Source organism: Pacificimonas flava, from assembly GCF_000342165.1.
Taxonomy (GTDB): domain Bacteria; phylum Pseudomonadota; class Alphaproteobacteria; order Sphingomonadales; family Sphingomonadaceae; genus Pacificimonas; species Pacificimonas flava.
The window spans coordinates 358,835-380,052 of the sequence record NZ_AMRV01000003.1 but is presented as its reverse complement, the minus strand read 5'-3'; the positions used below and the strand labels follow the sequence as shown (position 1 = coordinate 380,052).

Sequence of the window (21,218 nt, the reverse complement as noted above, 5' to 3'; positions counted from 1 at the left end):
CCCTTTGCGTCTGCTGTGCCGAAATTTGGCTCTCGGTTAGCGAACGCAGCGGCACAGCGCTAGGGTTCCGGTGCCGCAGCGCGGCTGCGGGATTGCGCAGGTGGATGAGGCCGATCGATCGGGGCGCCTGGGGGCTGGAGCGGACGACCGGGATCGAACCGGCATCATTAGCTTGGAAGGCTAAGGTTCTACCATTGAACTACGTCCGCAAGCGATCGCGGCAGCCCGGTGATGCATCCGAAAAGACGCATAAAGCTGAATTCACGCCAGCGCCCGATAAGATTCATTGAGGACAAACATCCGGTTAACCGGATCTAGGCCTTTGCATGATCATGATCGGGCGGTCCTAATGCACATTCTAGCGGCGAGGCGCAAGATGCTGTATCAGGTAACGGGACCGGAACAAGGGACGGGTGTTCGACAGCTATGAACAGGAAGAAGGTTGCCGCAGGGGGCGCGGCCGCCCTTCTGGCGATCTTCCTCGCCATGGGCGCCGGTCTCTACTATTTTTCACCAGGATTGCTGACCGATCCGACTCGGTGGCTTGCTGGTAAGGATACAGCGAATGACGGCGCCGATGGCGTATTCCGACGGCCGGATCGCGTGGAGCTTGCCAGCGCGACGGAAGGCGATCTGGTCGGGCAGAAGGTTCGCTGCGCCAAGGATTGCTGGGAACTCGATAACGAAACCGTGATTCGGGAGCGGCCGTTCCTGCAGCATGCGGCGGTGATCGGGCCGGAGCGTGTGGGCACGGAAGAACCGATCGTTCTGGCCTCCGCGCCGCTCGCGTGGGATGCGGGGCTTCGTCCGCAGAATTACGCGTTTCTCTCGCCTTCACCGAGCGGCGTTCCCGGCCCGTCCTACGGTCCGGGCCCGGGCGGTCCCTATTCTCCCTTCCCGCCCTTTGGACCGGGCGGCCCCGGTACGCCGGGCGGTCCGGGTAATCCGCAGCCACCGGGTGGCGGCGGCGAGACACCGAATGGCGAAACTCCTGAAAACCCCGGTGGCGGCGGCGAAACCCCACCGCCAGCCCCACCCCCCATCACGGTCCCCGCACCGGCGGCGGGACTGCTCATTCTCCTGCTTGGCGGCGGTCTAATCTCCACCCGCCGATTCGCCGCGATCTGCCGCTAAGACGCGGCGATCGAACGGCAACCACAACGAGAGAACTGCGAAAGGTGGTGGAGGGGACAGGATTCGAACCTGTGTACGCATACGCGGGCAGATTTACAGTCTGCTGCCTTTAACCACTCGGCCACCCCTCCACAGGGCGCAGGCGGCGCGTCAGGACGCGCGGCGCGGCGGCTTGAAGGCGCGCTAGATGACGAAGGCGCGGCGCACTGTCAACAGCGCAGCGCCCGTGAAGCGAAAGCATCGGTCGACGGCGTCAGAGCGGCAGTTCACCTGACGGCCGATTCGGCCTAGAGGGCCGGCCATGGCAAAGAAGAAACCCTTTCGCGGACGCGCGGGCCGCGAGGCAAGCAATCGCGCAAAAAGCGGCAAGATCTACCTCTACGGCCGCCATGCGGTCGAGGCGGCGCTGGATAACCCCGACCGCGTCTGCCGTAAGCTGTTCACCACGCCCGAGATCGCGCAAAAATATCATCTGCCGAGCGACCTTGCCGTCGAACAGGGTGACGGTGCGGCTCTCGCCCGGATGGTGCCCGGCGATGCGCCGCACCAAGGTCTGGTGCTGGAGGTGGATGCGCTGCCGCACGTCCATCTGGACGAGCTTTGGGCCGGGGGCGGCGACCCGCGGCCGATCCTCGTTCTCGATCAGGTGACGGACCCGCACAATGTCGGGGCCATCATCCGCTCCGCCGCCGCGTTCGGCGCGGCCGGTATCGTGACGCAGGACCGGCATTCACCGCCGGAATCCGGGGCACTCGCAAAGGCTGCCTCCGGCGCGCTCGAACGCTTGCCCTGGGCGCGGGTAACCAATCTGTCCCGCGCGCTGGAGGAAATCGCCGAGGCCGGTTACTGGCGCATCGGTATGGCGGGGGAGGCGGCCGATACGCTGCCCGCTGCGCAGAGGGGCGATATGCCTGCCTGCCTCGTTCTGGGGGCGGAGGGTGACGGGCTGCGCCCGAACGTGGCTGGACATTGCGACGTCCTTGCGCGCCTACCGATCAGCGACGCGGTCGAGAGCCTCAACGTATCGAATGCGGCGGCCGTGGCGCTGTACGAGGTCACCCGGCGTTCGTAGCGGCCGCACAGGTCAGCGCAGCCGCTTCACATATTGCTGGCTGTCGCCGCGCGTTTCGACGGCGAACTGCGGCACGTCCTTCAGCAGGTCCGACAGGCGCGCATAGCCGTAATTGCGCGCATCGAAGCTGGATCGGTTCCCGGCGCGCTGGCCGACCTCCGACAGGCGCGCCCAGCCCGCATCGTCGCGCTTCACGCTGTCATAGGCGTCGATCAGCAGCGCCAGCAACTCGCGGTCGACGGCCTTCTTGCGCCGGCCGCCCTTTTGCGCCGCTCCGGTTTCCGCTTCCTCTGCCGCCTCTTCGCGCCGCAGTGCGGCGACGTCGATGAACCGGGTGCAGGCGGCACGAAAGGCCTCGGGCGCGCGGGCGGTGCCGAAGCCATAGACGGGAATACCGTCCTGCCGAATGCGCTGCGCCAGCGGCATGAAATCGCTGTCCGACGACATGATGCCGAAACCGGCGATGCGGCCGCGAAACATCAGGTCCATCGCATCGATGACGATGCGCATGTCCGTGGCGTTCTTGCCCTTGACGATATCGAATTGCTGATAAGGCTCGATGGCGTAGGACAGGGTCTTGTCGGCCCAGCCCTTCAGCGCCGGCTTGCGCCAATTGCCATAGGCGCGGCGCACATTCACCTCTCCAAGCTCCGCCAGTACCGTCAGCACCGGGTCGAGATGATCGGGGGAGGCGTTGTCGGCATCGATCAAGAGCGCGATCGAGCGTGCGGCCGCTTCCGTCATGCAGGGTCCTTGGCGAACAGGTTTCCGGGGTTTCTCATCGCCTTGAATTCCAGCGCATTGCCGGCAGGATCGAAGAAGAACATGGTGGCCTGTTCCCCAGCCTTCCCGGGAAACCGCACGTGCGGCTCGATCTCGAAGCGCTGACCGGCGGCCGTCAGCCGGTCCGCCAGTTCGTGGAATCTGTCCCATGTCAGAACGACACCGAAGTGCGGCACGGGCACCGCGTCGCCATCCACGGGATTGCGGTGAATGGACCCGCGCGGGGCCAGGTGCGCGACGAGCTGATGGCCGAAGAAGTCGAAATCGACCCAGCTGTCCGCGCTTCGCCCCTCCTTACAGCCTAGGGTTCCCCCGTAAAAGCGGCGGGCGGCGGCAAGATCGTCGACAGGAAATGCGAGGTGAAAAGGCTGCATGTCGTTTGCCTAGCATGCTGCCCCGCTCGCCTCCAGCGGCTGGCGCGGGCGAATTACGCATAATGCTGGGGGCGCGGGTTCGGGCGGCTTCGGCAGAAATATCCATGGCGGATGCTTTCTTAACCAATCCGGGCGTACAGCGTCTTCATGACTCGTTTCGGACACAGAAGGATAGGTACGGCGGCAAAGGAAAGCCTTCTTGTCGTACAAGCGCTTGGCGCCCTTGCGGTGCTGGCCCTCCTGACCTTCGCGCCTCCTGCTCAGGGCAAGATTCTCCTGTTGCCGATGCCGGGCTCGACGTCGGCATCCGCGGCAGCGCTCCTTCGCGGCAGCGTGTCGTATGGCGCCCTTCCCCTCGGCGCGGGTCCCGTGCCGGGATCACTGGTGGTGGAAGGCAAACGGTCTGCGCTCCTGATGCCCATGCTACGGCAGGGAGTGATCCCCATGGCCGCGACGCCGGCAGGCTGCCTGGCGTCGGGGCCTGCTAGGAAGTCCCCATCATGAAACCCCCGGTAACCGCGTTCACGCTTGAAGAACTGCAAGCGCAGGGCGTTCGGCAACTCGTTCTCCTGTTCTGGCTGTCGGCGGCGGCCATCGGGCTGGTGGGCATTGCGGTCTCCTCGCCCGTGACGATGTCAGCATTCGCTGTCGCAGTCGGTGCGAACATCGTGCCGACGTTGTATCTGCGCGCGGGAGACCGTGGGCGTCAGGCGCGTATCGCCATTGGCATTACGGCGGCCCTGCAGCCGGCGGCCCTCGTCTATCTCTTCCAGCTGCAGCCTTGGCAGATGGATATGCACATGTACTTCTTCGTCGGCATGGCGGCATTGACGCTGATGTGCGACTGGCGTGCCCTTGCTGCCGCCGCCGCGGTCACGGCCGTCCACCATTTGCTGTTCAGCTTCCTGGCGCCGGAATGGGTATTCGCCGGTGGCGGCAAGCTGGTGCGCGTCGGCATCCATGCTCTGGCGGTCAGTCTGCAATTCGCTGCGCTCGCCATTCTGGTCGAGCGTTTGCGAGCACTTCTGCTGTTGCAGCAGCGACAGGGCCGGGAAAGCGACCGCATGACGGTCAGGGCGCAGGACTTGCAGGCGCAAGCGGAAGCGGCGCTTGCAGCGCGCCGCAGCGCGGAGGCGGCGGCTCTGGAGGCAAGTCGGCTTCGGCAGGACGAACAGGCGCGCGCGGAAGCCGCCCGCCGCGAGGAGCTTTTTCGCCTTGCCGACGACTTCGAGGCCTCCATCGCCTCCGTATCGGACGGCGTCGCGGCGGCTGCGAGCCAGCTCAGCAGCATGGCCGCAGACCTGTCCGGGGCCTCAACCCGGGCTCATGGCAGCGCGAGCAGCATCTATTCGACGGCAAGAGAGGCCGCCGCCGCGACCCGCCAACTGGCGGACGGCACCGCTGGCCTCTCCGCATCCATCGCGGAGATTGCCGACAATGCCGGACGCCAATCCGCGCTGAGCGGCGCGGCGCGGGCACGCTTTGCAGAGGGCATGTCAGCGGTCAGTGCGCTGGCAGAGCGTACCGGCAGCGCGCAGCAGTTCGTCAGCCTGATCGGCGCAGTCTCGGAACAGACCAACCTTCTTGCGCTCAACGCCACCATCGAGGCGGCGCGCGCGGGGCAGGCGGGCCAGGGGTTCGCCGTCGTCGCCAACGAGGTGAAAGGCTTGGCGCACCAGGCCGCGCAGGCGACGGAGCGGATTACAGGCCTTCTGTCCGGGATCGGGGCAGGCGCTGGCGAAGTCAGGGCGACAATCGGTACGATCGGCGAGGCAACCGGAGAACTCGCGGCCGCGGCCGACGCCATCGCGCGCGCCATCGAGGCTCAGGAAAAGGCAGCCAGCCTCCTCGACCGGAACGCCGCGACGGCTTCGGACCATGTCACGGCCATTTCCGGCGAAATGGATATGTTGATGGAAACCATGTCCGCTGCGGACCGTCTGGCAGAGCAGGTACGAGGCGCGGCCGCCGCGTTGTTCGAGAGTGCAGGAACGCTCGGCCGTTCGACGGACCGGTTCGTCGGTCACCTGCGGGCATCCTGAGGCGGGCAGCCGAGCGCACCGCCGGAACCGGTGCATGCCGGTCGATGCCCCTTAGAAATGCGTTTCCAGCTTGCCGAACAGCTGGCGTGCCGGACTGAGCGGCACCTCTTCGACGACCAGGGTCTCGTCCAGACGCTTGACCCGTTCGTAAAGGTCGCGGCTTGCCTCGATCACGTGGCGCGCACGAGGCGGCAGCGCCGCGACGACGCTCGGGTCGGCAACGGCTTCCCCGGCGCGGCCGAGCCGGCGCTCGGGTTCGAGTCCCTGCTGCGTTGTCAGTTCGCCCGCCGCAACGGCCTTGCGGTTCAAAAGCCAGGAGACGCTGTGCATCAGACGCGTCGTCACGCGCAGGCTTTCACAGGAAAACTGCACGCGTTCGATGGGACCGAGCGCTTCACGATCCGTCTTGCCCTCCTCATCGAAATAGCTGCGCGCGTCGTCGGCCAGCGTCATCGCTTCCAGATACAACGCCTCGACGACCTTTTCGGTCAGCCGCGTCTCGTCCTCGTTGCTCCTGCGCGCCACGGTCTTTCCCCCTCATGGATGCAAGCCTCGGGTCTGCACGCCGAACGCCAGCCCGCCGTTCACCTCATGCCACTTGAAACCGAAACCTTAAAAACCAATTTCGGTTCCGAACGCCGGGGCGGCAATGCCATTACGGGTTGCCGAGGCGGCGTTCGATACGAAGGGTCCGGCCGAAATGGCGGACCCGTAACCCATGATCGCTTTTCCGAAAGGATGATGACCCATGCGTAGTTTCGACCTTACCCCTCTCCTTCGCTCCTCGATCGGCTTTGAAAATCTCAGCCGTCTGGCGGAATTCGCCGGCCGCAGCGAGGATGGTGGTGGCTATCCGCCCTACAATATCGAGAAGCTCGGCGAGAACGAGTATCGCATTCAGATGGCCGCTGCGGGCTTCGCCGAGGACGAGCTGGAACTGACGGTGCAGGACAATGTGCTGATCGTATCCGGGCGCGCCGGCGAAGAGACCGAAGATCGCGAATTTCTGCACCGCGGTATCGCCAAGCGTGCGTTCGAGCGCCGCTTTCAGCTTGCCGAGATCATCAAGGTGACCGAGGCGACGTTCGAAAACGGGCTTCTTAACATCGGCCTGGTGCGGGAAATTCCGGAGCATAAGAAGCCGCGCAAGATCCATATTGGAGGCAAGCAGGGCCCCCAGTCCATCGAGGGGCAGTCTCTCGACGGGAAGCCTGCTGCCGGCGAGAAGGCAGCGGCCTGAATGTCATGAGCGGGCGCCGGACGGCGCCCCTCTAGGGTCTTGCAAATATGATGGAGGCCGCGCAGCCGAACTGCGCGGCCTCCAACTTTTCAGGACCTTTATGCCGTGCGGCGGCGGCGACGCGCTGCGGCAATCCCGACAACACCCAGGCCGAGCAATCCGATCATGCCGGGTTCCGGCACGTCGAAGGCGACCTCCGGATCGGCACCGGCCTGAATTCCGGTGTCGACGTCGCTTTCATAGGCGAAATCGAACAGCGTCGTGCCGGCAAGGCGGGCGAACCCGTACCGCGTGCCATCGGCAAGATCGAAGCGCAGGGCGATGAACGAATCCACCGGCGCGTCGATCGTCGCCGGCTCGTCATAGCCTTCGAACAGCGCAAGCAGATCACCGTCGATGAAGGGCGCGCGGCTGTCGTCGGTGAAATAGGTCGTTGGCTGCGGCTCGCTGTTGAACGGCGGGCCAAGGCTCGCAACGGTCGCGCTGCCCGTCGTCGAAACGGCCGGCAGATCGGTTCCGAAGAAACCGCCGGGACCGGCATTGGAAAATGTGTAGCTGACGCCCTGACCGATATCGATGGTGAAGGGCGAATCGCTGAAGTCGGCGTTGGGGCTATATCCAACGACGGCAGCGCTGGCGGAGGTTCCGGCCAACAGGGCTGCGGCGGTCGCCGCGGCGGCAAAAATACGCATACTCATGCTACTCCCACTCTTTAAGCGTTAACCATTTACAATATGGCGAACGCTTCCATGCACGGGGCATGCCAGCCAGCGGGCGGCCCGGTTTCGCGTCGGCACGTATCCCGCGCCGAAAAGTTCCGGAACCGTATTTTAAAATCTCACGACGGGCTGACGCCCTCCTGGCACCGGCGCCGGATGTCCGAAGCGCGTTTCCCTTGCCAGTGCTGACGACGGGGCCTATAGGCGCCTGTCCCGGGCTCTAGGGGTGTAGCTCAGTTGGTAGAGCATCGGTCTCCAAAACCGAGGGCCGTGGGTTCGAGTCCCTCCGCCCCTGCCAGTTCTCCTTCGCCGGCCCTACTGGCGATTGAGGCTCCGGGACATTAGGTAGGGCAGCGCAGTCGGCGCCTCCGGACATGGAGTCGGGGGCTGCGGGCGGTTTTCTGCGTTCTCGATTCGCCCCGCTTTGACGGCGGGGCGGGTTGAATGGGGGAGCCGGCCGTGCGGCGGCAGGACAAGTTTGAGGAAGACGGGCAGGACAGTGGCGGCGAAATTCAATCCCTCCAAATATATGCGCGAAGTGCGCCAGGAAATGACGAAGGTTTCCTGGCCGACGCGGCAGGAGACGATCGTCACCACCATCATGGTGTTGATCATGACGTCGCTGCTCAGCGTCTTCTTTCTCGGTGTGGATCAGGTTTTGGGACGGCTGGTGCAGCTCGTGCTTTCGCTCGGCTGACCTGATCGACTGAGCTTCAAAGAGAATACGGAAAGACACGCATGGCAGCGCGCTGGTACATCGTTCAGGCCTATTCGGGTTTCGAGAAGAAGGTGAAGGAGGCCGTCCTCGCCGAGGCGAACCGTCTGGGGCTGGAACAGCTTGTCGAGGCGATCGAGGTCCCGACCGAGGAGGTCACCGAGATCCGTCGCGGCAAGAAGGTGCAGACCGAGCGCCGCTTCTTTCCCGGCTATGTGCTGGCGAAGGTGCATATGACGGACGACGTCTTCCACCTGATCAACAACACGCCGAAGGTGACGGGTTTTCTGGGCGTGGGCGGCAAGCCGACGCCGATCAGTCAGGCGGAGGCCGACCGGATCATGTCCACCAAGGACGATGAGGCGGCGAAGCCGAAGCAGCAGATCAAGGTCGATTTCGAGATCGGCGACGAGGTGAAGGTGCTGGACGGCCCGTTCGCCAGCTTCAACGGCATTGTCGAGGAAATCGATTTCGAGAAGGGCCGCGTGAAGGTCTCCGTTTCGATTTTCGGACGCGCGACGCCGGTCGAACTCAACTTCGATCAGGTGGAACGCGTCAAGTAAGGGATTCCCGTTCAGGTCCTCGGCGGCCTGACGGGATGTTGAGCGCGGGAGGCAGCACGTCATGTGCCGCTGTTTGACCGCTAAGTCTGAGAAAGGACGATAAGATGGCAAAGAAGATTACAGGTTACATCAACCTGCAGGTGCCCGCGGGCGCCGCCAATCCGTCGCCGCCGCTGGGCCCCGCCCTCGGTCAGCGCGGCGTCAACATCATGGAATTCTGCAAGGCGTTCAACGCCGCCACGCAGGAGATGGAAAAGTCGGCCCCGATTCCGACGACGATCACGGTCTATGCCGACCGCTCGTTCAGCTTCGTCACCAAGACGCCGCCGGCGACCTATTTCATCAAGAAGGCGCTGAACATGAAGTCGGGTTCGAAGGCGCCGGGCACGGAAATCGCCGGTGAGATCAAGCGCAGCGTGCTGCGCGACATCGCCGAGAAGAAGATGGCCGATCTGAGCGCGAACGACCTGGATCAGGCCGAAAAGATCATCGCGGGTTCCGCCCGTTCGATGGGCCTCGTCGTGGTGGAGGGCTGAGACAATGGCAAAGCTGACAAAGAAGCAGAAGGACCTGGCGTCCAAGGTCGATCGCGAAAAGCTGTACGGACCGGATGAGGCGATCGGCCTCGTCAAGAGCCTGGCGACCGCCAAGTTCGACGAAACCATCGAGGTTTCCATGAACCTGGGCGTCGATCCGCGTCACGCCGACCAGCAGGTGCGCGGCATGGTGAACCTGCCCAAGGGGACCGGCAAGACCATGCGCGTCGCCGTGTTCGCCAAGGGCGACAACGCGGAGAAGGCCAAGGAAGCCGGCGCGGACGTCGTGGGCGCCGAGGACCTGATGGAAGACATGCAGGGCGGCAACCTCAACTATGACCGCGTCATCGCGACGCCGGACATGATGGGTGTCGTCGGCCGTCTCGGAAAGATCCTGGGTCCGAAGGGCCTGATGCCGAACCCGAAGCTGGGCACGGTCACGCCCGACGTCGTGAAGGCCGTCGAGGACGCCAAGAGCGGCCAGGTGCAGTACCGCGTCGAGAAGGCTGGTATCGTTCATGCCGGCATTGGCAAGGCCAGCTTCTCCGAAGCGGACCTGAAGGAAAACTTCGAGGCGTTCGTGAACGCCGTCGTCAAGGCGAAGCCGACCGGCGCCAAGGGCAAGTTTGTGCGCAAGATCGCGCTGACCAGCTCCATGGGTCCGGGCGTCAAGGTCGACATCACGGATGTCGCCAACGCCTGACGCGTTCGCGCATTGCGAAGAAGTCATGAAAGGGCCGGAGCGCAGCAGCGTTCCGGCCCTTTTCATTGGGCGCTATTACGGTTCGTGCGCAAAGGGCGCGCACCTCCTCGCTTGACTCGGCGGCGCTGGCGTCTATGTGGGTCGCGACCGCGTTTCTTCGCACCTATGCGGGGGACGCGTCACCGTCCGAGATTGCAGGCGCCGGGCCAGCCCGGCTTAAATTTCGCCGGCATGAGACGGAAGAGAGATCAGAAACGGTCTGCCGACCTTTCGCCCCCAGCGGCGCACCGGCGGTCCGGGCACCCCCCTCTTCCATCGGACATCGTATGGGCGCGCCGCCCTGATGCGGCTGTGCGTCCGAACATGAGCCGTTCCGCGCGCAGGCCCTGCCGGCGTGCGGGGCATTTGTAGGAGTGGAGCATGGATCGCGCAGAAAAGACCGAGATGGTCGCTACGCTGAACCGTACCTTCAACGAGTCCGCCGTCGTCGTCGTGACGCGGAACCACGGTCTCACCGTCGCTCAGGTCGAAGACCTGCGCGCGAAGATGCGGGACGCTGGCGCCAGCTACAAGGTCGCGAAAAACCGGCTCACCAAGATCGCGCTTAAGGATACGCAGTACGAACCGATCACCGATCTGTTCGTCGGTCCGACCGCGCTGGCGACATCGGGCGACCCGGTGGCGGCGGCGAAGGCGGCCAGCGATTTCGCCAAGGCTAATGAGAAGCTTGAAATCGTCGGCGGCGCCATGGGCGAAACCATCCTGAGCGCGGCCGAAGTGAACCAGCTTGCGGCGCTGCCCAGCCTCGATGAACTGCGTGCGAAGATCGTCGGCCTCGTTCAGGCCCCGGCGACGAAGATCGCCCAGATCGCCGCGGCCCCGGCCGGCCAGCTTGCCCGCGTCTTCGGCGCCTATGCCGCCAAGGAAGACGCATAAGAGCGGCGCCCGCGCCCTTTGTACCGAACCAACGGGCCTGTTTTTCCCGGCCCATTAGAGAACCGAAGGAAGTAATATCATGGCAGATCTCGAAAAAATCGTTGAGCAGCTTTCCGAACTGACGGTGCTGGAAGCCGCCGACCTGTCCAAGATGCTGGAAGAGAAGTGGGGCGTTTCCGCTGCCGCCGCTGTTGCAGCCGCTCCGGCAGCCGCCGGCGGTGCAGCCGAAGCCGCTGAAGAGAAGACCGAGTTCGACGTCATCCTGACGGGCGACGGCGGCAAGAAGATCCAGGTCATCAAGGAAGTCCGCGCGATCACCGGCCTCGGCCTCGGCGAAGCCAAGGCGCTCGTCGAGGGCGCGCCGAAACCGCTGAAGGAAGGCGTCAGCAAGGACGAGGCCGAAGAGGTCAAGAAGAAGATCGAAGAAGCCGGCGGCACCGTCGAGCTGAAGTAAGCCAATGCCGGTCCCGCAAGGGGCCGTAGGGTTTAGGAGAGGGGCGGCCCCGGACATCCGGAGCCGCCCTTTTTGTGTCCGGATATCCGTTTCCTAACGAGGAGTTGGCATCGAGGGGATGGACCATGCGGCTGGGTTCATCTGTCCTATTGCGCATCCCTCGAAAGCCGATAATCTCCAACCTCGTCGTCCGCTGCTGCGGCCGATGCGTGGGCGCCCGCTTACCGACGCGCCCGGATTATAGAGCGATGATGATCGTTCCCACTTATGTCGGCCCCAGCGCGATCGAGGGTGTCGGCGTTTTCGCAGGTGAGTTCATTCCTGCAGGTACTCCGATCTGGACTCTGGACGAACGTTTCGACCTGTTGCTGGGGGCGGCGGAGATGCTGGCGCTGCCACCGCTGCAAAAGCAGTTCGTGGAACGCTACGGTTATCCGCACATGACCCGCGAGGGGCTGACGGTCCTCGAGTTCGATCACGGCCGATTTATGAACCACAGCGACACGCCGAACACGAACTTCACCGATCCGGAAACGGGATGGGCGATTCGCGACATCGTTGCGGGCGAAGAACTCGTCTGCAACTATGCCGAATTCGATCCCGCCTTTATCATGCAGCCGGGCCGCATGTTCGGTGCCGCCGTCTCTAGGGCCGCATCCTAGGCGCGCGCAGGTTCCGCCTCTCCCTCCTGCGCCGCGTCCTCGGCTGCCACCAGGTCGCGCGCAGCGTTCACCTCGGAGCCGAGAAGAAGAACATAGGCGCTAAGATAGAGCCACATGAGCATGACGACGACTGCGCCAAGAGCGCCGTAGGTGGCGTTGTAGCTTCCGAAGTTCGCGACGTAGAAGCCGAACCCGAGGCTGACCAGAACGAAGCCCAGTGTCGCGAGGATCGATCCCGGCAGCAGGTGCCGCAGCGGCACGGCCCGCCGGTCGGGGCCATAACGGTAGATCATGCCCAGCCCGCACGCGGCCGCAAAACCGGCGGCCAGCCAGAAGGCAGCGCGGATGAGAGTGATCGCCGCGAGCGGCAGGCCGGGAAGCAGCCGTTCCAGGTAACCGAGCGCTGTAATCGCCAGCATCATGGCAAGGGCAGTGGCGACAAGGGCAAGGGTGATCAGCGCCGACGTCGCCATCTGGCTGAAAAAGCCGCGGCGCTCCTCCCGTCCATGGACGATGTTCAGCGCGACGACGATCGCCTTCGCACCCTTCATGGCGCCGTAGATCGCGATCGCCAGAGCGAGAATGAGGCCGAACACCGTGCGCTTCTGCTCCGCCCCGGCAATGGCGCCTAGCTGATCGCTGATAATGTCGGCCACATCGCGCGGCAGGACATCGTCGAGAAGGGCGGCATGGCGCATCACATCGGACGGGTCGGAAAAGACGCCGTAGCCCAAGACGATGGCGGCCAGCATCGGCACGAAGGCGAGGAAACCGTAGAAGGCGACGCCCGCCGCGATCAGACCGACATTGTCGCTATCGGCTTCTTTCCAGGCGCGGCGCGCGATGGCGAGATGGTTCTGCGACGTCGAATGATAGTCCATCCAGGGCCAACGCGGCATGGCGTGTCATGTTCACTTTCGCAGGAATGCGGCGGTCTTGTCATAGGGATGGACATGTTCCGGCGGCGTCTTCGCATCCCGCTGCGGGTCTGCCGTGCCGGGTTGGACCGCTATACCCGCCACCGAAAGCCGGTCGCGACCACTGCGCTTCGCTTGCAACAGCGCCGCATCGGCGGTGCGGAAGGCATTGTCGAAATCGATCCCCTGCGCAGGCGTCATCCCGGCACTGGCCGTAACGGCGCGCCGCAACTCCGGAATGCGAGCCGCGATGCGTACCTCGATGGCCTCGCGCGCAGCCTGCGTCAGCAGGACCGCCTCCTCCGGCGAGCGTGCGTGGATACCGAGAACGAACTCTTCCCCGCCCCAGCGGTAGACGTGCACACGCTCCTCGTCCGCGGCGGACATCGCGACTGCGGCGGTGCGCAGAACCCGGTCGCCCAGTTCGTGCCCATAATCGTCGTTGACTTGCTTGAAGCAGTCCAGGTCGACGATGGCGAGCGCCGTGTAGCCCCGCGAGGCCCAGTCCCGCTGCAGACACAGGCGGTTGCGCAGCCCGGTAAGAAGGTCGGTTTCCACCATTGTGGACAGCTGGACGCGGGCGGAATGTTCGCGGTCACGCTCACGCTTCAAATGCATGAAGCGGTCCGCCACGCCAAGTGCGGTCACGAGGGTTTCGAAGCAGACGGCATAATACATATAGGCCTCGCTTTCGCTCGTCGCGACATAGAGGCCGACACCATCCACGATACGTTCGATCCCCGCCAGGATGATCGCAGTCCATGACGCGGCAAGGAACTTCGCCGAACGGCTGCCACGGCGCAGCGCCGATACGACGACACAGGCGCAAAGGACGAGGACGGGCGCGAAGGAGGCGTAATAGAGCGTCTGGATTTCGGCGCGGCCGTTCGGACCGCCGAACAGCATCAGAGCAGTAACGATGATCAGCATGACCGGAACCCCGGCCAGCAACCGGTGCTGCCAGACGGGCATCTTTCCCGGTTCGATGAAGTCGCGCGCGAACATCAGCGCTGCGGACACACCAATGGTGAAGGAGCCGGCGCTGATCACCCAGCGCAGCCAGAGGGCGAGTTGCGGCAGCGCAAGGTAGATCATGCCGGTCGAGGAGGCGGTGTAGACGAAGGCCGATCCCAGAAGCACCGAATGCCACAGCACGAACCGTTCGCGCAGAACGGCGAAGAACACGACATTGTAGAAGATCGGCAGCGCCATCACCATCAGCAGCGCGGCGAACTGGAGAGAGCGCGACATCTTCGCCGCGAGCAGGGTCGAGCGCTCACGAAGGACCAGCGTCTCGAACGTGTCGCGGGAGCGTGGCCCGTCCACCGCCACGGCAAGCGTTGCAAGAGGCGAGCCGGCATGGCGCGGCACCGGTAACCAGGTCCGGCTGATCGGCAGCCAGTGCGACGCGGACAGCGCGGAATCGTACCGGCGCGTCAGAACGGTGCCGTCGCCGTAGGCGGCGCGCACCTCCACGGCGTCGAACATGACGGGATCGAACGTCAGCACGAGCGACTCGTCCGTCAGGTCAAGATCGGACAGTTCGGCCGCCGCCCAGACACGCGGGCTACTCGGTTGCAGATCGCGCCGGTCGCAGTTCGTATGAAGAAGGGTATCGCCTGGAAATGCGCCGCCATCAGACGTTCCGCTTGCGCAGAGGCGCCCGACCATCGCCAGTCCGTCCGGTGGCAACTGCGCCGCCGCCGGGGCGGCGATCATCAGGATCAGGAAGGCGAGAAAGGTCGGCAATGTTTGAGCGCTCCCCCCGGTCGCTCATGGCAATAGGCACAAAGGTTTAACAATGTGCGTCCCGGCAGCGTATCGATCCCCCGATGGATACGCTGCCGAACGCCCTGTGGTCTTCCGCTCCTACCGGCCTTACCCGTCCGCCCCCTCTACCGGCGGAGCGCTCGCAAACGGCTCAATGCCAAATTCCGGGTAGATTTCCGACGGATAGTAAATCGTGCCGTCCGCGACCACCATACGGATCTGCTTGAGCTGCTTCAGGTCCTCTGTCGGGTCGCCCGGCACCAGGAAGAAATCGGCATATTTGTTCTTCTCGATGGAGCCCAGATCCTCTTCCTGTCCCAGATAGGATGCCATGTCGAAGGTCGCGCGGCGCAGCACCTCCGCCGGGGTCAGGCCGATCTTCTCGAACAGTTCCAGTTCGCGGTGATAGGCGAAATAGCCGCCCATGTCCGTGCCGGGGACCAGGAAGATACCCATGTCGTTCATGGTGCTGAGCGTCTCGACGATCTTGTCGAAGGCGCCGCGATAAGCCTCGTCCTTGCCGGGTTCCGTTACGTCGACCCAGCCGGTGCGGTAATCGCGCTGCACGGACACCGGCATGTTGTCGATGATGTCGGCGAAGCTGGGCGAGACGGTGCCGTTGCGGCCGAGCAGCAGGTTCTCGTGGATGGTGATGGTCGGGTCGTGCGCGATTCCCTTCGCCGCCATCGCATCCAGCGTCTTCCTAACCCGGGCGCTCGACAGGTCGAGACCCGGCAGGCGGTCGAGCGCGGTCAGCCGCAGGAGCGTGCGGGTGTCCTCGTCCGGCTCCAGCACCCAGCCGAGCATGATCTGGTTGATATGCGTCATCTCGTCGAAGCCGGCGGCGATCATGTCGTCGGCGGTCGAGAAGGCGGGAACGTGGCCTGCAACGCGCATGCCGAGGCGGTGCGCCTCGTCGACGAGGGCCGGCGCCCATTCGCCCTTCATGCTGTTGTAGAGCTTCACCTGGTTGAAATTGCGGGCGCCGCACCAGCGCACCTGTTCCAGCCCCTGCGCCTCGGTCTTGACCGTTTCGCCCGTGCGCGAGGAAAATTCGCTCTCGCCCTCTATGAAGCAGGAGCGGGTGATGCGCGGACCGGCGATCACGCCGCCCCCGATGCGTTCGATCAGGCCGGCGAGGACATCGTTCTCATTGCCCATGTCGCGGATGGAGGTGACGCCGGTGGCAATGTTGAGGAGCGCATCCTCCTGCCCCACATGACCGTGCATCTCGTACATGCCGGGGACGAGCGTGCCGCCCTCTCCGTCGATGACCGTCTCGCCGGGCGTTCCCTCGCTGCCCGCCGCGACGATTTCGGCGATGCGGTTCTTGTAGACGACGACGTCGCGCGGTTCCGTCAGCCCCTGCCGTTCGGGATCGAAGATGCGCACGTTGCGGATGCGAACCGGGCCCTCATAATCATGCGCGGCGCGGGCCTGGATATCCTCGAACCGCTTCGTGGAGAGCGTCTCCACATATTCGCGCAGCGGCTTGTCGGCGGCCTCATAGCCTTCCCGTACGGTAATGGAGCGCGGACTGGCCATCGCGAACAGGTCGTTATCCTGATCGAGCGTGACGGAGATGGGGTTCATCGACAGGCCGACGATCTCATAGGTCGTCGCCTCGACAGGGCCGCCGGGGCCGTCGAAACTCATCGTGCCCTGCTTGCGAATGGTTGCCGTGCCGGAGGGATAGACGGGGATGCTGCCATCCTCGTCGGCCAGCAGCGCCTTCGCCATCAGCCCGGCCGAATAGGGGCTGCCATTCTGGTCGGCGTAGAAGGCGAGCGGACTTGCGGGTGCGCTGCCCTCCCCCGTCGCGTCCTGCCAGCGGGCGGTGCCGCCCTCCACCCGGAACCATTCATCGACGACATTGCCGAAGGTGGTGTTGCCCTTGATGGTCCACGCGGTGGGGTAGCCGTCCGCGTTCAGGGTCAGCGTCTCGGCAATGGTGGGGCCGCGGCCGTTGTTCTTGACGTCATAGTCGATGGTAACCGTGCCGCCCTCTTCCTCGGCGATCAGGTGGCCGACATCGTCGCCGCCCGACAGGACGCGCCATGTGCTCGTTTCCGCATGGGCCGTGCCGGCAAGAGCCGCGCCGCACAGCAGAAGCGCTGCGATCTTCATGATTTCCCCCTTGATCCCTGGAATTTTCCTGCGCCGGCACGGATAGCGTCTTGGGGGGCTTTGACAAGGGCGGGGCGCATTCCTATATCCAGCGCCTACCCGCTCTCTTACGAGACAGGTCGGCCGTCGCGCAGCCGTGCCAAGGAATGAAGAGGGTCCGGGTCCCACGCGTAGCTGAACCGGCAGGACCGATCCGAAAGACGATTCGGAGACGGCCGCCCTTTTGGCGCGCGTGTTTCTGCGCCCGACATTCACGGCAAGAGACACGAAGGATCTCCATGGCGACGCAGCAGCAGGCTCTCAGCTTCATCGGCAAAAAGCGGGTTCGCAAGATGTTCGGTGACATCACCGAAGCGATCGAAATGCCCAACCTCATCGAGGTGCAGCGCGAATCCTACGAGAATTTCCTGCGGTCGCGGCCAGAGATCGGCTATGTCTCCGGCCTGGAAAAGACGCTGCGCAGCGTCTTCCCGATCAAGGATTTCGCTGGCACCGCCGAACTCGACTTCGTCAATTACGAGCTGGAAGCGCCGAAGTACGACACCGAGGAGTGCCGCCAGCGCGGGCTGACCTATGCCGCCCCGATGAAGGTGACGCTGCGCCTGATCGTCTTCGAGATCGACCCGGATACCGAGGCGCGCAGCGTGCTCGATATCAAGGAGCAGGACGTCTACATGGGCGACATGCCGCTGATGACGGAGAACGGCACGTTCCTCGTCAACGGCACGGAACGCGTGATCGTGTCGCAGATGCACCGCTCGCCGGGTGTGTTTTTCGATCATGACCGCGGCAAGACGCACGCCAGCGGCAAATATCTCTTCGCCGCGCGCATCATCCCCTATCGCGGTTCGTGGCTGGACTTCGAGTTCGACGCCAAGGACATCGTCAACGCGCGCATCGACCGCAAGCGCAAGCAGCCGGTCACGACGCTGCTTCATGCGCTCGGCCTGTCGAACGAGGAGATCCTGAACGAGTTCTACTCCACGCTGACCTTCAAGCGCACGAAGACGGGCTGGAAGGCGCCGTTCAACGCGGAAGGCTGGAAGGGGCAAAAGCCGACCTTCGACATCGTCGATGCGAAGTCGGGCGAGGTGCTGTTCCCCGCCAACAAGAAGATCAGCCCGCGCGCCGCGAAGAAGGCGGCCGAGGGCGGCATGTCGGAATATCTGATCCCCGACGAGGAACTCGCCGGCCGCTTCGCCGCGCACGACATGATCGACGAGAAGACGGGCCGCATCTACGTCGAGGCGGGCGACGAGATCGACGCCGATGCGATAGAGCGCCTGGACGAGGCGAAGATCAAGGAGATCGAGATCCTCGACATCGACTATCAGAATGTGGGTCCGTGGATTCGCAACACGCTGAAGGTCGACAAGTCCGAGGACCGCGACACCGCGCTTGCCGAAATCTACCGCGTCATGCGCCCCGGCGAGCCGCCGACGCGCGAGACGGCCGAGGCGATGTTCCAGGGCCTGTTCTTCGACGCCGACCGCTACGACCTTTCCGCCGTCGGCCGCGTGAAGATGAACATGCGTCTCGACCTCGACGCGCCGGACGATCTGACGACGCTGCGCAACGAGGACATCCTCGCGGTCGTGAAGACGCTTGTCGGCCTGAAGGACGGCAAGGGCGAGATCGACGACATCGACAATCTCGGCAACCGCCGCGTCCGCTCGGTCGGTGAGCTCCTCGAAAACCAGTACCGCGTCGGTCTGCTGCGGATGGAGCGCGCGGTGAAGGAGCGCATGAGCTCCGTCGATGTCGACACGGTGATGCCGAACGACCTGATCAACGCGAAGCCGGCGGTCGCCGCGGTGCGCGAGTTCTTCGGCTCCTCGCAGCTGTCGCAGTTCATGGACCAGACGAACCCGCTGGGCGAGATCACGCACAAGCGCCGCGTTTCGGCGCTTGGCCCGGGCGGTCTGACGCGCGAGCGTGCGGGCTTCGAGGTGCGCGACGTTCACCCGACCCACTATGGCCGCATCTGCCCGATCGAGACGCCGGAAGGCCCGAACATCGGTCTGATCAACAGCCTGGCGACGTTCAGCCGCGTCAACAAGTACGGCTTCATCGAGACGCCGTATCGCCGCGTGGTCGACAACAAGGTGACGTCGGAAGTCGTCTACCTGTCCGCGATGGAGGAGCAGAAGCACACCATCGCGCAGGCGAACGCCGAGCTGACCGACGACGGCAGCTTCGTCGAGGAGATCGTCTCCAGCCGCGAGGCCGGCGAGTTCCTGATGGCGCCGCGCGAGACGATCACGTTGATGGACGTGTCGCCGAAGCAGCTCGTTTCTGTCGCTGCCTCGCTGATTCCGTTCCTGGAGAACGATGACGCCAACCGCGCGCTGATGGGATCGAACATGCAGCGCCAGGCCGTGCCGCTGGTGCGGGCCGAGGCGCCCTTCGTCGGCACCGGCATGGAGGGGACGGTCGCGCGCGATTCCGGTGCCGCCATCGCCGCCCGCCGCACGGGCATCATCGACCAGGTCGATGCCGAGCGCATCGTCGTGCGCGCCACCGAGGATGTGCAGGCCGGCGAAAGCGCGGTCGACATCTACAAGCTGCGGAAATTCCAGCGTTCGAACCAGAACACCGCCATCAACCAGCGTCCGCTGGTGAAGGTGGGTGACGAGGTGCTGAAGGGCGACATCATCGCCGACGGTCCCTCCACGGAGCTGGGCGAACTGGCGCTGGGCCGCAACGTGCTCGTCGCGTTCATGCCCTGGAACGGCTACAATTACGAGGACTCCATCCTCATCTCCGAGCGCATCGTGAAGGACGACGTGTTCACCTCGATCCATATCGAGGAGTTCGAGGTGATGGCCCGCGACACGAAGCTGGGTCCGGAGGAGATCACGCGCGACATTCCGAACGTCGGCGAGGAAGCGCTCCGCAACCTCGACGAGGCGGGCATCGTCTATATCGGCGCGGAGATCGAGCCGGGCGACATTCTGGTCGGCAAGATCACGCCGAAGGGTGAAAGCCCGATGACGCCGGAGGAGAAGCTGCTGCGCGCCATCTTCGGCGAAAAGGCGTCCGACGTTCGCGATACCTCGCTGAAGCTGCCGCCGGGCGTTGCCGGCACGGTCGTCGAGGTGCGCGTCTTCAACCGCCACGGCATCGACAAGGACGAACGCGCGCTGCAGATCGAGCGCGAGGAGATCGAACGGCTTGAGAATGACCGCGACACCGAGCGCGCCATTCTCGACCGCGCGACCTACAACCGTCTGAAGTCCGTGCTGGTCGGCAAGACCGCCGCGGCGACGCCGAAGGGTCTGAAGAAGGGCACCGAGATTACGGCGGAAACGCTGTCGGGCATCGAGAACCGCCGCGACTGGTGGCGCTTTGCGGTCACCGACGATGCGGTCCAGGCCGATGTCGAGGCGATGAAGGCGCAGTATGACGAGGCGATGAAGAGCCTCAGCGACCGCTTCGAGGAGAAGGTCGAGAAGCTGCAGGCCGGCGACGAGATGCTGCCGGGCGTCCTGAAGATGGTGAAGGTCTTCGTGGCGGTGAAGCGCAAGCTGCAGCCGGGCGACAAGATGGCCGGCCGTCACGGCAATAAGGGCGTCATCAGCCGCATCCTGCCGATCGAGGACATGCCGTTTCTGGAGGACGGCACCCATGCCGACATCGTGCTGAACCCGCTGGGCGTGCCGAGCCGCATGAATGTCGGGCAGATCTTCGAGACGCACCTCGGCTGGGCCGCGCGCGGCCTGGGCGTGCAGATCCGCGATCTCCTCGAAAAGATGCACGAGAACGGCAAGTCGGACGAGCTTCGCGCGAAGCTGAAGACCATCTACGGCAAGCAGTACGACAAGGAGGTCGCGCCGCAGACCGACGAGGAAATCGTCGAGCTGGCGACCAACCTGTCGCGCGGCGTTCCCATGGGGACGCCCGTGTTCGACGGCGCCCGCGAGCCCGACGTCGCCGACATGCTGGAGGAGGCCGGTCTCGACCGCTCCGGCCAGGTGGATCTGTACGACGGCCGCACGGGCGAGAAGTTCGACCGCAAGGTGACCGTCGGCTACATCTACATGCTGAAGCTGCACCACCTCGTGGACGACAAGATCCACGCCCGTTCCATCGGGCCGTACTCGCTCGTCACCCAGCAGCCGCTGGGCGGCAAGGCGCAGTTCGGCGGCCAGCGCTTCGGCGAGATGGAGGTCTGGGCGCTGCAGGCCTACGGCGCGGCCTACACGCTCCAGGAGATGCTGACCGTGAAGTCGGACGACGTGGCGGGCCGTACCAAGGTCTACGAAGCCATCGTCAAGGGCGACGACACGTTCGAGGCGGGCATTCCGGAGAGCTTCAACGTGCTCGTGAAGGAAATGCGCTCCCTCGGCCTCAACGTCGATCTGAAGAACGAGGACGACGAAGACGAGGAGGGCGGGCCCGAAGCGCTCCCGCAGGCAGCAGAATAAGGCGGCATCCGGGCGGGGCTTTCGTGCCCCGCCGCACCCTGCGC

Annotated in this window: 19 protein-coding genes and 3 tRNA genes; 13 read left to right on the top strand and 9 right to left on the bottom strand. The window is 64.5% G+C overall.

All coding sequences use genetic code 11. The features are described 5' to 3' along the window. Window positions 1-135 precede the first annotated feature (135 nt). Window positions 136-209: transfer RNA gene (locus C725_RS06825), tRNA-Gly, on the bottom strand. Window positions 210-426: 217 nt separating this feature from the next. Here C725_RS06825 and C725_RS15305 point away from each other — a divergent pair. Beyond that, window positions 427-1,134 carry a hypothetical protein gene (locus tag C725_RS15305; protein ID WP_008601287.1) on the top strand — a complete coding sequence of 236 codons (708 nt, stop codon included), beginning with the start codon at window positions 427-429 and terminating at the stop codon, window positions 1,132-1,134. A gap of 45 nt (window positions 1,135-1,179) precedes the next feature. On the opposite strand, the gene C725_RS06810 is transcribed toward C725_RS15305, so the two are convergent. After that, a tRNA-Tyr gene (locus tag C725_RS06810) sits at window positions 1,180-1,265 on the bottom strand. A gap of 170 nt (window positions 1,266-1,435) precedes the next feature. On the opposite strand from C725_RS06810, the gene rlmB reads away from it, so the two are divergent. Beyond that, a complete protein-coding gene (gene rlmB, locus C725_RS06805) occupies window positions 1,436-2,206 on the top strand; it encodes a 23S rRNA (guanosine(2251)-2'-O)-methyltransferase RlmB (RefSeq protein ID WP_008601284.1) in 771 nt (256 codons plus the stop codon). A 12-nt stretch (window positions 2,207-2,218) separates the two neighbouring features. Here rlmB and C725_RS06800 read toward each other — a convergent pair whose 3' ends face one another. Both C725_RS06800 and C725_RS06795 read right to left on the bottom strand, forming a co-directional pair. After that, window positions 2,219-2,950 (bottom strand): NYN domain-containing protein, encoded by a 732-nt coding sequence (locus C725_RS06800; RefSeq protein WP_008601282.1) that lies wholly within the window; start codon window positions 2,948-2,950, stop codon window positions 2,219-2,221. Further along, window positions 2,947-3,363, bottom strand: coding sequence for a VOC family protein (locus C725_RS06795; RefSeq protein WP_008601279.1), 417 nt, complete (start codon window positions 3,361-3,363; stop codon window positions 2,947-2,949). The genes C725_RS06800 and C725_RS06795 overlap by 4 nt, the downstream gene beginning before the upstream one ends. 500 nt (window positions 3,364-3,863) lie before the next feature. Here C725_RS06795 and C725_RS16820 point away from each other — a divergent pair, with 500 nt between their 5' ends. Further along, a complete protein-coding gene (locus C725_RS16820) occupies window positions 3,864-5,405 on the top strand; it encodes a methyl-accepting chemotaxis protein (protein ID WP_008601277.1) in 1,542 nt (513 codons plus the stop codon). A 51-nt stretch (window positions 5,406-5,456) separates the two neighbouring features. Here the strand turns inward: C725_RS16820 and C725_RS06785 are convergent, their stop codons facing one another. After that, window positions 5,457-5,930: a DUF1465 family protein gene (locus tag C725_RS06785; RefSeq protein WP_008601275.1), complete on the bottom strand. Its 474-nt coding sequence runs from the start codon at window positions 5,928-5,930 to the stop codon at window positions 5,457-5,459. A 223-nt stretch (window positions 5,931-6,153) separates the two neighbouring features. On the opposite strand from C725_RS06785, the gene C725_RS06780 reads away from it, so the two are divergent. Beyond that, window positions 6,154-6,645, top strand: coding sequence for an Hsp20 family protein (locus C725_RS06780; RefSeq protein WP_008601272.1), 492 nt, complete (start codon window positions 6,154-6,156; stop codon window positions 6,643-6,645). Window positions 6,646-6,743: 98 nt separating this feature from the next. Here the strand turns inward: C725_RS06780 and C725_RS06775 are convergent, their stop codons facing one another. Next, a complete protein-coding gene (locus tag C725_RS06775) occupies window positions 6,744-7,343 on the bottom strand; it encodes a PEP-CTERM sorting domain-containing protein (RefSeq protein ID WP_078056178.1) in 600 nt (199 codons plus the stop codon). A gap of 243 nt (window positions 7,344-7,586) precedes the next feature. Here C725_RS06775 and C725_RS06770 point away from each other — a divergent pair. From C725_RS06770 to C725_RS06735, 8 genes are all read left to right on the top strand, one after another. Then, window positions 7,587-7,662 (top strand) — tRNA-Trp (locus C725_RS06770). Between the two features lie 201 nt (window positions 7,663-7,863). Continuing rightward, complete coding sequence (gene secE / locus C725_RS06765) at window positions 7,864-8,061, top strand: preprotein translocase subunit SecE (RefSeq protein WP_008601270.1); 198 nt, start codon at window positions 7,864-7,866, stop codon at window positions 8,059-8,061. Window positions 8,062-8,102: 41 nt separating this feature from the next. Continuing rightward, complete coding sequence (gene nusG, locus C725_RS06760) at window positions 8,103-8,642, top strand: transcription termination/antitermination protein NusG (RefSeq protein ID WP_008601269.1); 540 nt, start codon at window positions 8,103-8,105, stop codon at window positions 8,640-8,642. 104 nt (window positions 8,643-8,746) lie between these two features. Then, the gene (gene rplK / locus C725_RS06755) at window positions 8,747-9,178 is read left to right on the top strand and encodes a 50S ribosomal protein L11 (RefSeq protein WP_008601267.1); all 432 of its coding nucleotides are present in this window, start codon (window positions 8,747-8,749) and stop codon (window positions 9,176-9,178) included. A gap of 4 nt (window positions 9,179-9,182) precedes the next feature. Then, window positions 9,183-9,881: a 50S ribosomal protein L1 gene (gene rplA, locus C725_RS06750; RefSeq protein ID WP_008601265.1), complete on the top strand. Its 699-nt coding sequence runs from the start codon at window positions 9,183-9,185 to the stop codon at window positions 9,879-9,881. Window positions 9,882-10,301: 420 nt separating this feature from the next. Further along, window positions 10,302-10,817 carry a 50S ribosomal protein L10 gene (gene rplJ / locus C725_RS06745; protein ID WP_038282027.1) on the top strand — a complete coding sequence of 172 codons (516 nt, stop codon included), beginning with the start codon at window positions 10,302-10,304 and terminating at the stop codon, window positions 10,815-10,817. A 79-nt stretch (window positions 10,818-10,896) separates the two neighbouring features. After that, complete coding sequence (rplL, locus tag C725_RS06740) at window positions 10,897-11,271, top strand: 50S ribosomal protein L7/L12 (RefSeq protein ID WP_008601259.1); 375 nt, start codon at window positions 10,897-10,899, stop codon at window positions 11,269-11,271. Between the two features lie 251 nt (window positions 11,272-11,522). Continuing rightward, entirely contained in the window at window positions 11,523-11,933 is a 411-nt protein-coding gene (locus C725_RS06735; protein ID WP_200858592.1) for an SET domain-containing protein, read from the top strand. On the opposite strand, the gene C725_RS06730 is transcribed toward C725_RS06735, so the two are convergent. The 3 genes from C725_RS06730 to C725_RS06720 all read right to left on the bottom strand — a co-directional run bounded on the left by C725_RS06730 (window position 11,930) and on the right by C725_RS06720 (window position 16,747). Continuing rightward, the gene (locus C725_RS06730; RefSeq protein WP_051051249.1) at window positions 11,930-12,832 is read right to left on the bottom strand and encodes a YihY/virulence factor BrkB family protein; all 903 of its coding nucleotides are present in this window, start codon (window positions 12,830-12,832) and stop codon (window positions 11,930-11,932) included. The genes C725_RS06735 and C725_RS06730 overlap by 4 nt on opposite strands. Window positions 12,833-12,844: 12 nt before the next feature. Next, window positions 12,845-14,599, bottom strand: a complete 1,755-nt coding sequence (locus tag C725_RS06725; protein WP_008601255.1) for a GGDEF domain-containing protein — start codon at window positions 14,597-14,599, stop codon at window positions 12,845-12,847. A 129-nt stretch (window positions 14,600-14,728) separates the two neighbouring features. Then, window positions 14,729-16,747, bottom strand: coding sequence for an amidohydrolase family protein (locus C725_RS06720; RefSeq protein ID WP_008601253.1), 2,019 nt, complete (start codon window positions 16,745-16,747; stop codon window positions 14,729-14,731). Window positions 16,748-17,025: 278 nt separating this feature from the next. Between C725_RS06720 and rpoB the strand changes: the two genes are divergently transcribed. After that, window positions 17,026-21,174 (top strand): DNA-directed RNA polymerase subunit beta, encoded by a 4,149-nt coding sequence (gene rpoB / locus C725_RS06715; RefSeq protein WP_008601252.1) that lies wholly within the window; start codon window positions 17,026-17,028, stop codon window positions 21,172-21,174. Window positions 21,175-21,218: the final 44 nt, after the last annotated feature.

What these genes read in the sequence shown, in the direction of transcription:
- rlmB (WP_008601284.1), top strand. Translation starts at nt 1,436, where the DNA reads ATGGCAAAGAAGAAACCCTTTCGCGGACGCGCGGGCCGCGAGGCAAGC.
- C725_RS06800 (WP_008601282.1), bottom strand. Translation starts at nt 2,950, where the DNA reads ATGACGGAAGCGGCCGCACGCTCGATCGCGCTCTTGATCGATGCCGAC.
- C725_RS06735 (WP_200858592.1), top strand. Translation starts at nt 11,523, where the DNA reads ATGATCGTTCCCACTTATGTCGGCCCCAGCGCGATCGAGGGTGTCGGC.
- C725_RS06795 (WP_008601279.1), bottom strand. Translation starts at nt 3,363, where the DNA reads ATGCAGCCTTTTCACCTCGCATTTCCTGTCGACGATCTTGCCGCCGCC.
- C725_RS06730 (WP_051051249.1), bottom strand. Translation starts at nt 12,832, where the DNA reads ATGCCGCGTTGGCCCTGGATGGACTATCATTCGACGTCGCAGAACCAT.
- C725_RS06775 (WP_078056178.1), bottom strand. Translation starts at nt 7,343, where the DNA reads ATGAGTATGCGTATTTTTGCCGCCGCGGCGACCGCCGCAGCCCTGTTG.
- rplL (WP_008601259.1), top strand. Translation starts at nt 10,897, where the DNA reads ATGGCAGATCTCGAAAAAATCGTTGAGCAGCTTTCCGAACTGACGGTG.
- rplJ (WP_038282027.1), top strand. Translation starts at nt 10,302, where the DNA reads ATGGATCGCGCAGAAAAGACCGAGATGGTCGCTACGCTGAACCGTACC.
- rplA (WP_008601265.1), top strand. Translation starts at nt 9,183, where the DNA reads ATGGCAAAGCTGACAAAGAAGCAGAAGGACCTGGCGTCCAAGGTCGAT.
- C725_RS06780 (WP_008601272.1), top strand. Translation starts at nt 6,154, where the DNA reads ATGCGTAGTTTCGACCTTACCCCTCTCCTTCGCTCCTCGATCGGCTTT.
- C725_RS06720 (WP_008601253.1), bottom strand. Translation starts at nt 16,747, where the DNA reads ATGAAGATCGCAGCGCTTCTGCTGTGCGGCGCGGCTCTTGCCGGCACG.
- rpoB (WP_008601252.1), top strand. Translation starts at nt 17,026, where the DNA reads ATGGCGACGCAGCAGCAGGCTCTCAGCTTCATCGGCAAAAAGCGGGTT.
- C725_RS15305 (WP_008601287.1), top strand. Translation starts at nt 427, where the DNA reads ATGAACAGGAAGAAGGTTGCCGCAGGGGGCGCGGCCGCCCTTCTGGCG.
- C725_RS16820 (WP_008601277.1), top strand. Translation starts at nt 3,864, where the DNA reads ATGAAACCCCCGGTAACCGCGTTCACGCTTGAAGAACTGCAAGCGCAG.
- nusG (WP_008601269.1), top strand. Translation starts at nt 8,103, where the DNA reads ATGGCAGCGCGCTGGTACATCGTTCAGGCCTATTCGGGTTTCGAGAAG.
- rplK (WP_008601267.1), top strand. Translation starts at nt 8,747, where the DNA reads ATGGCAAAGAAGATTACAGGTTACATCAACCTGCAGGTGCCCGCGGGC.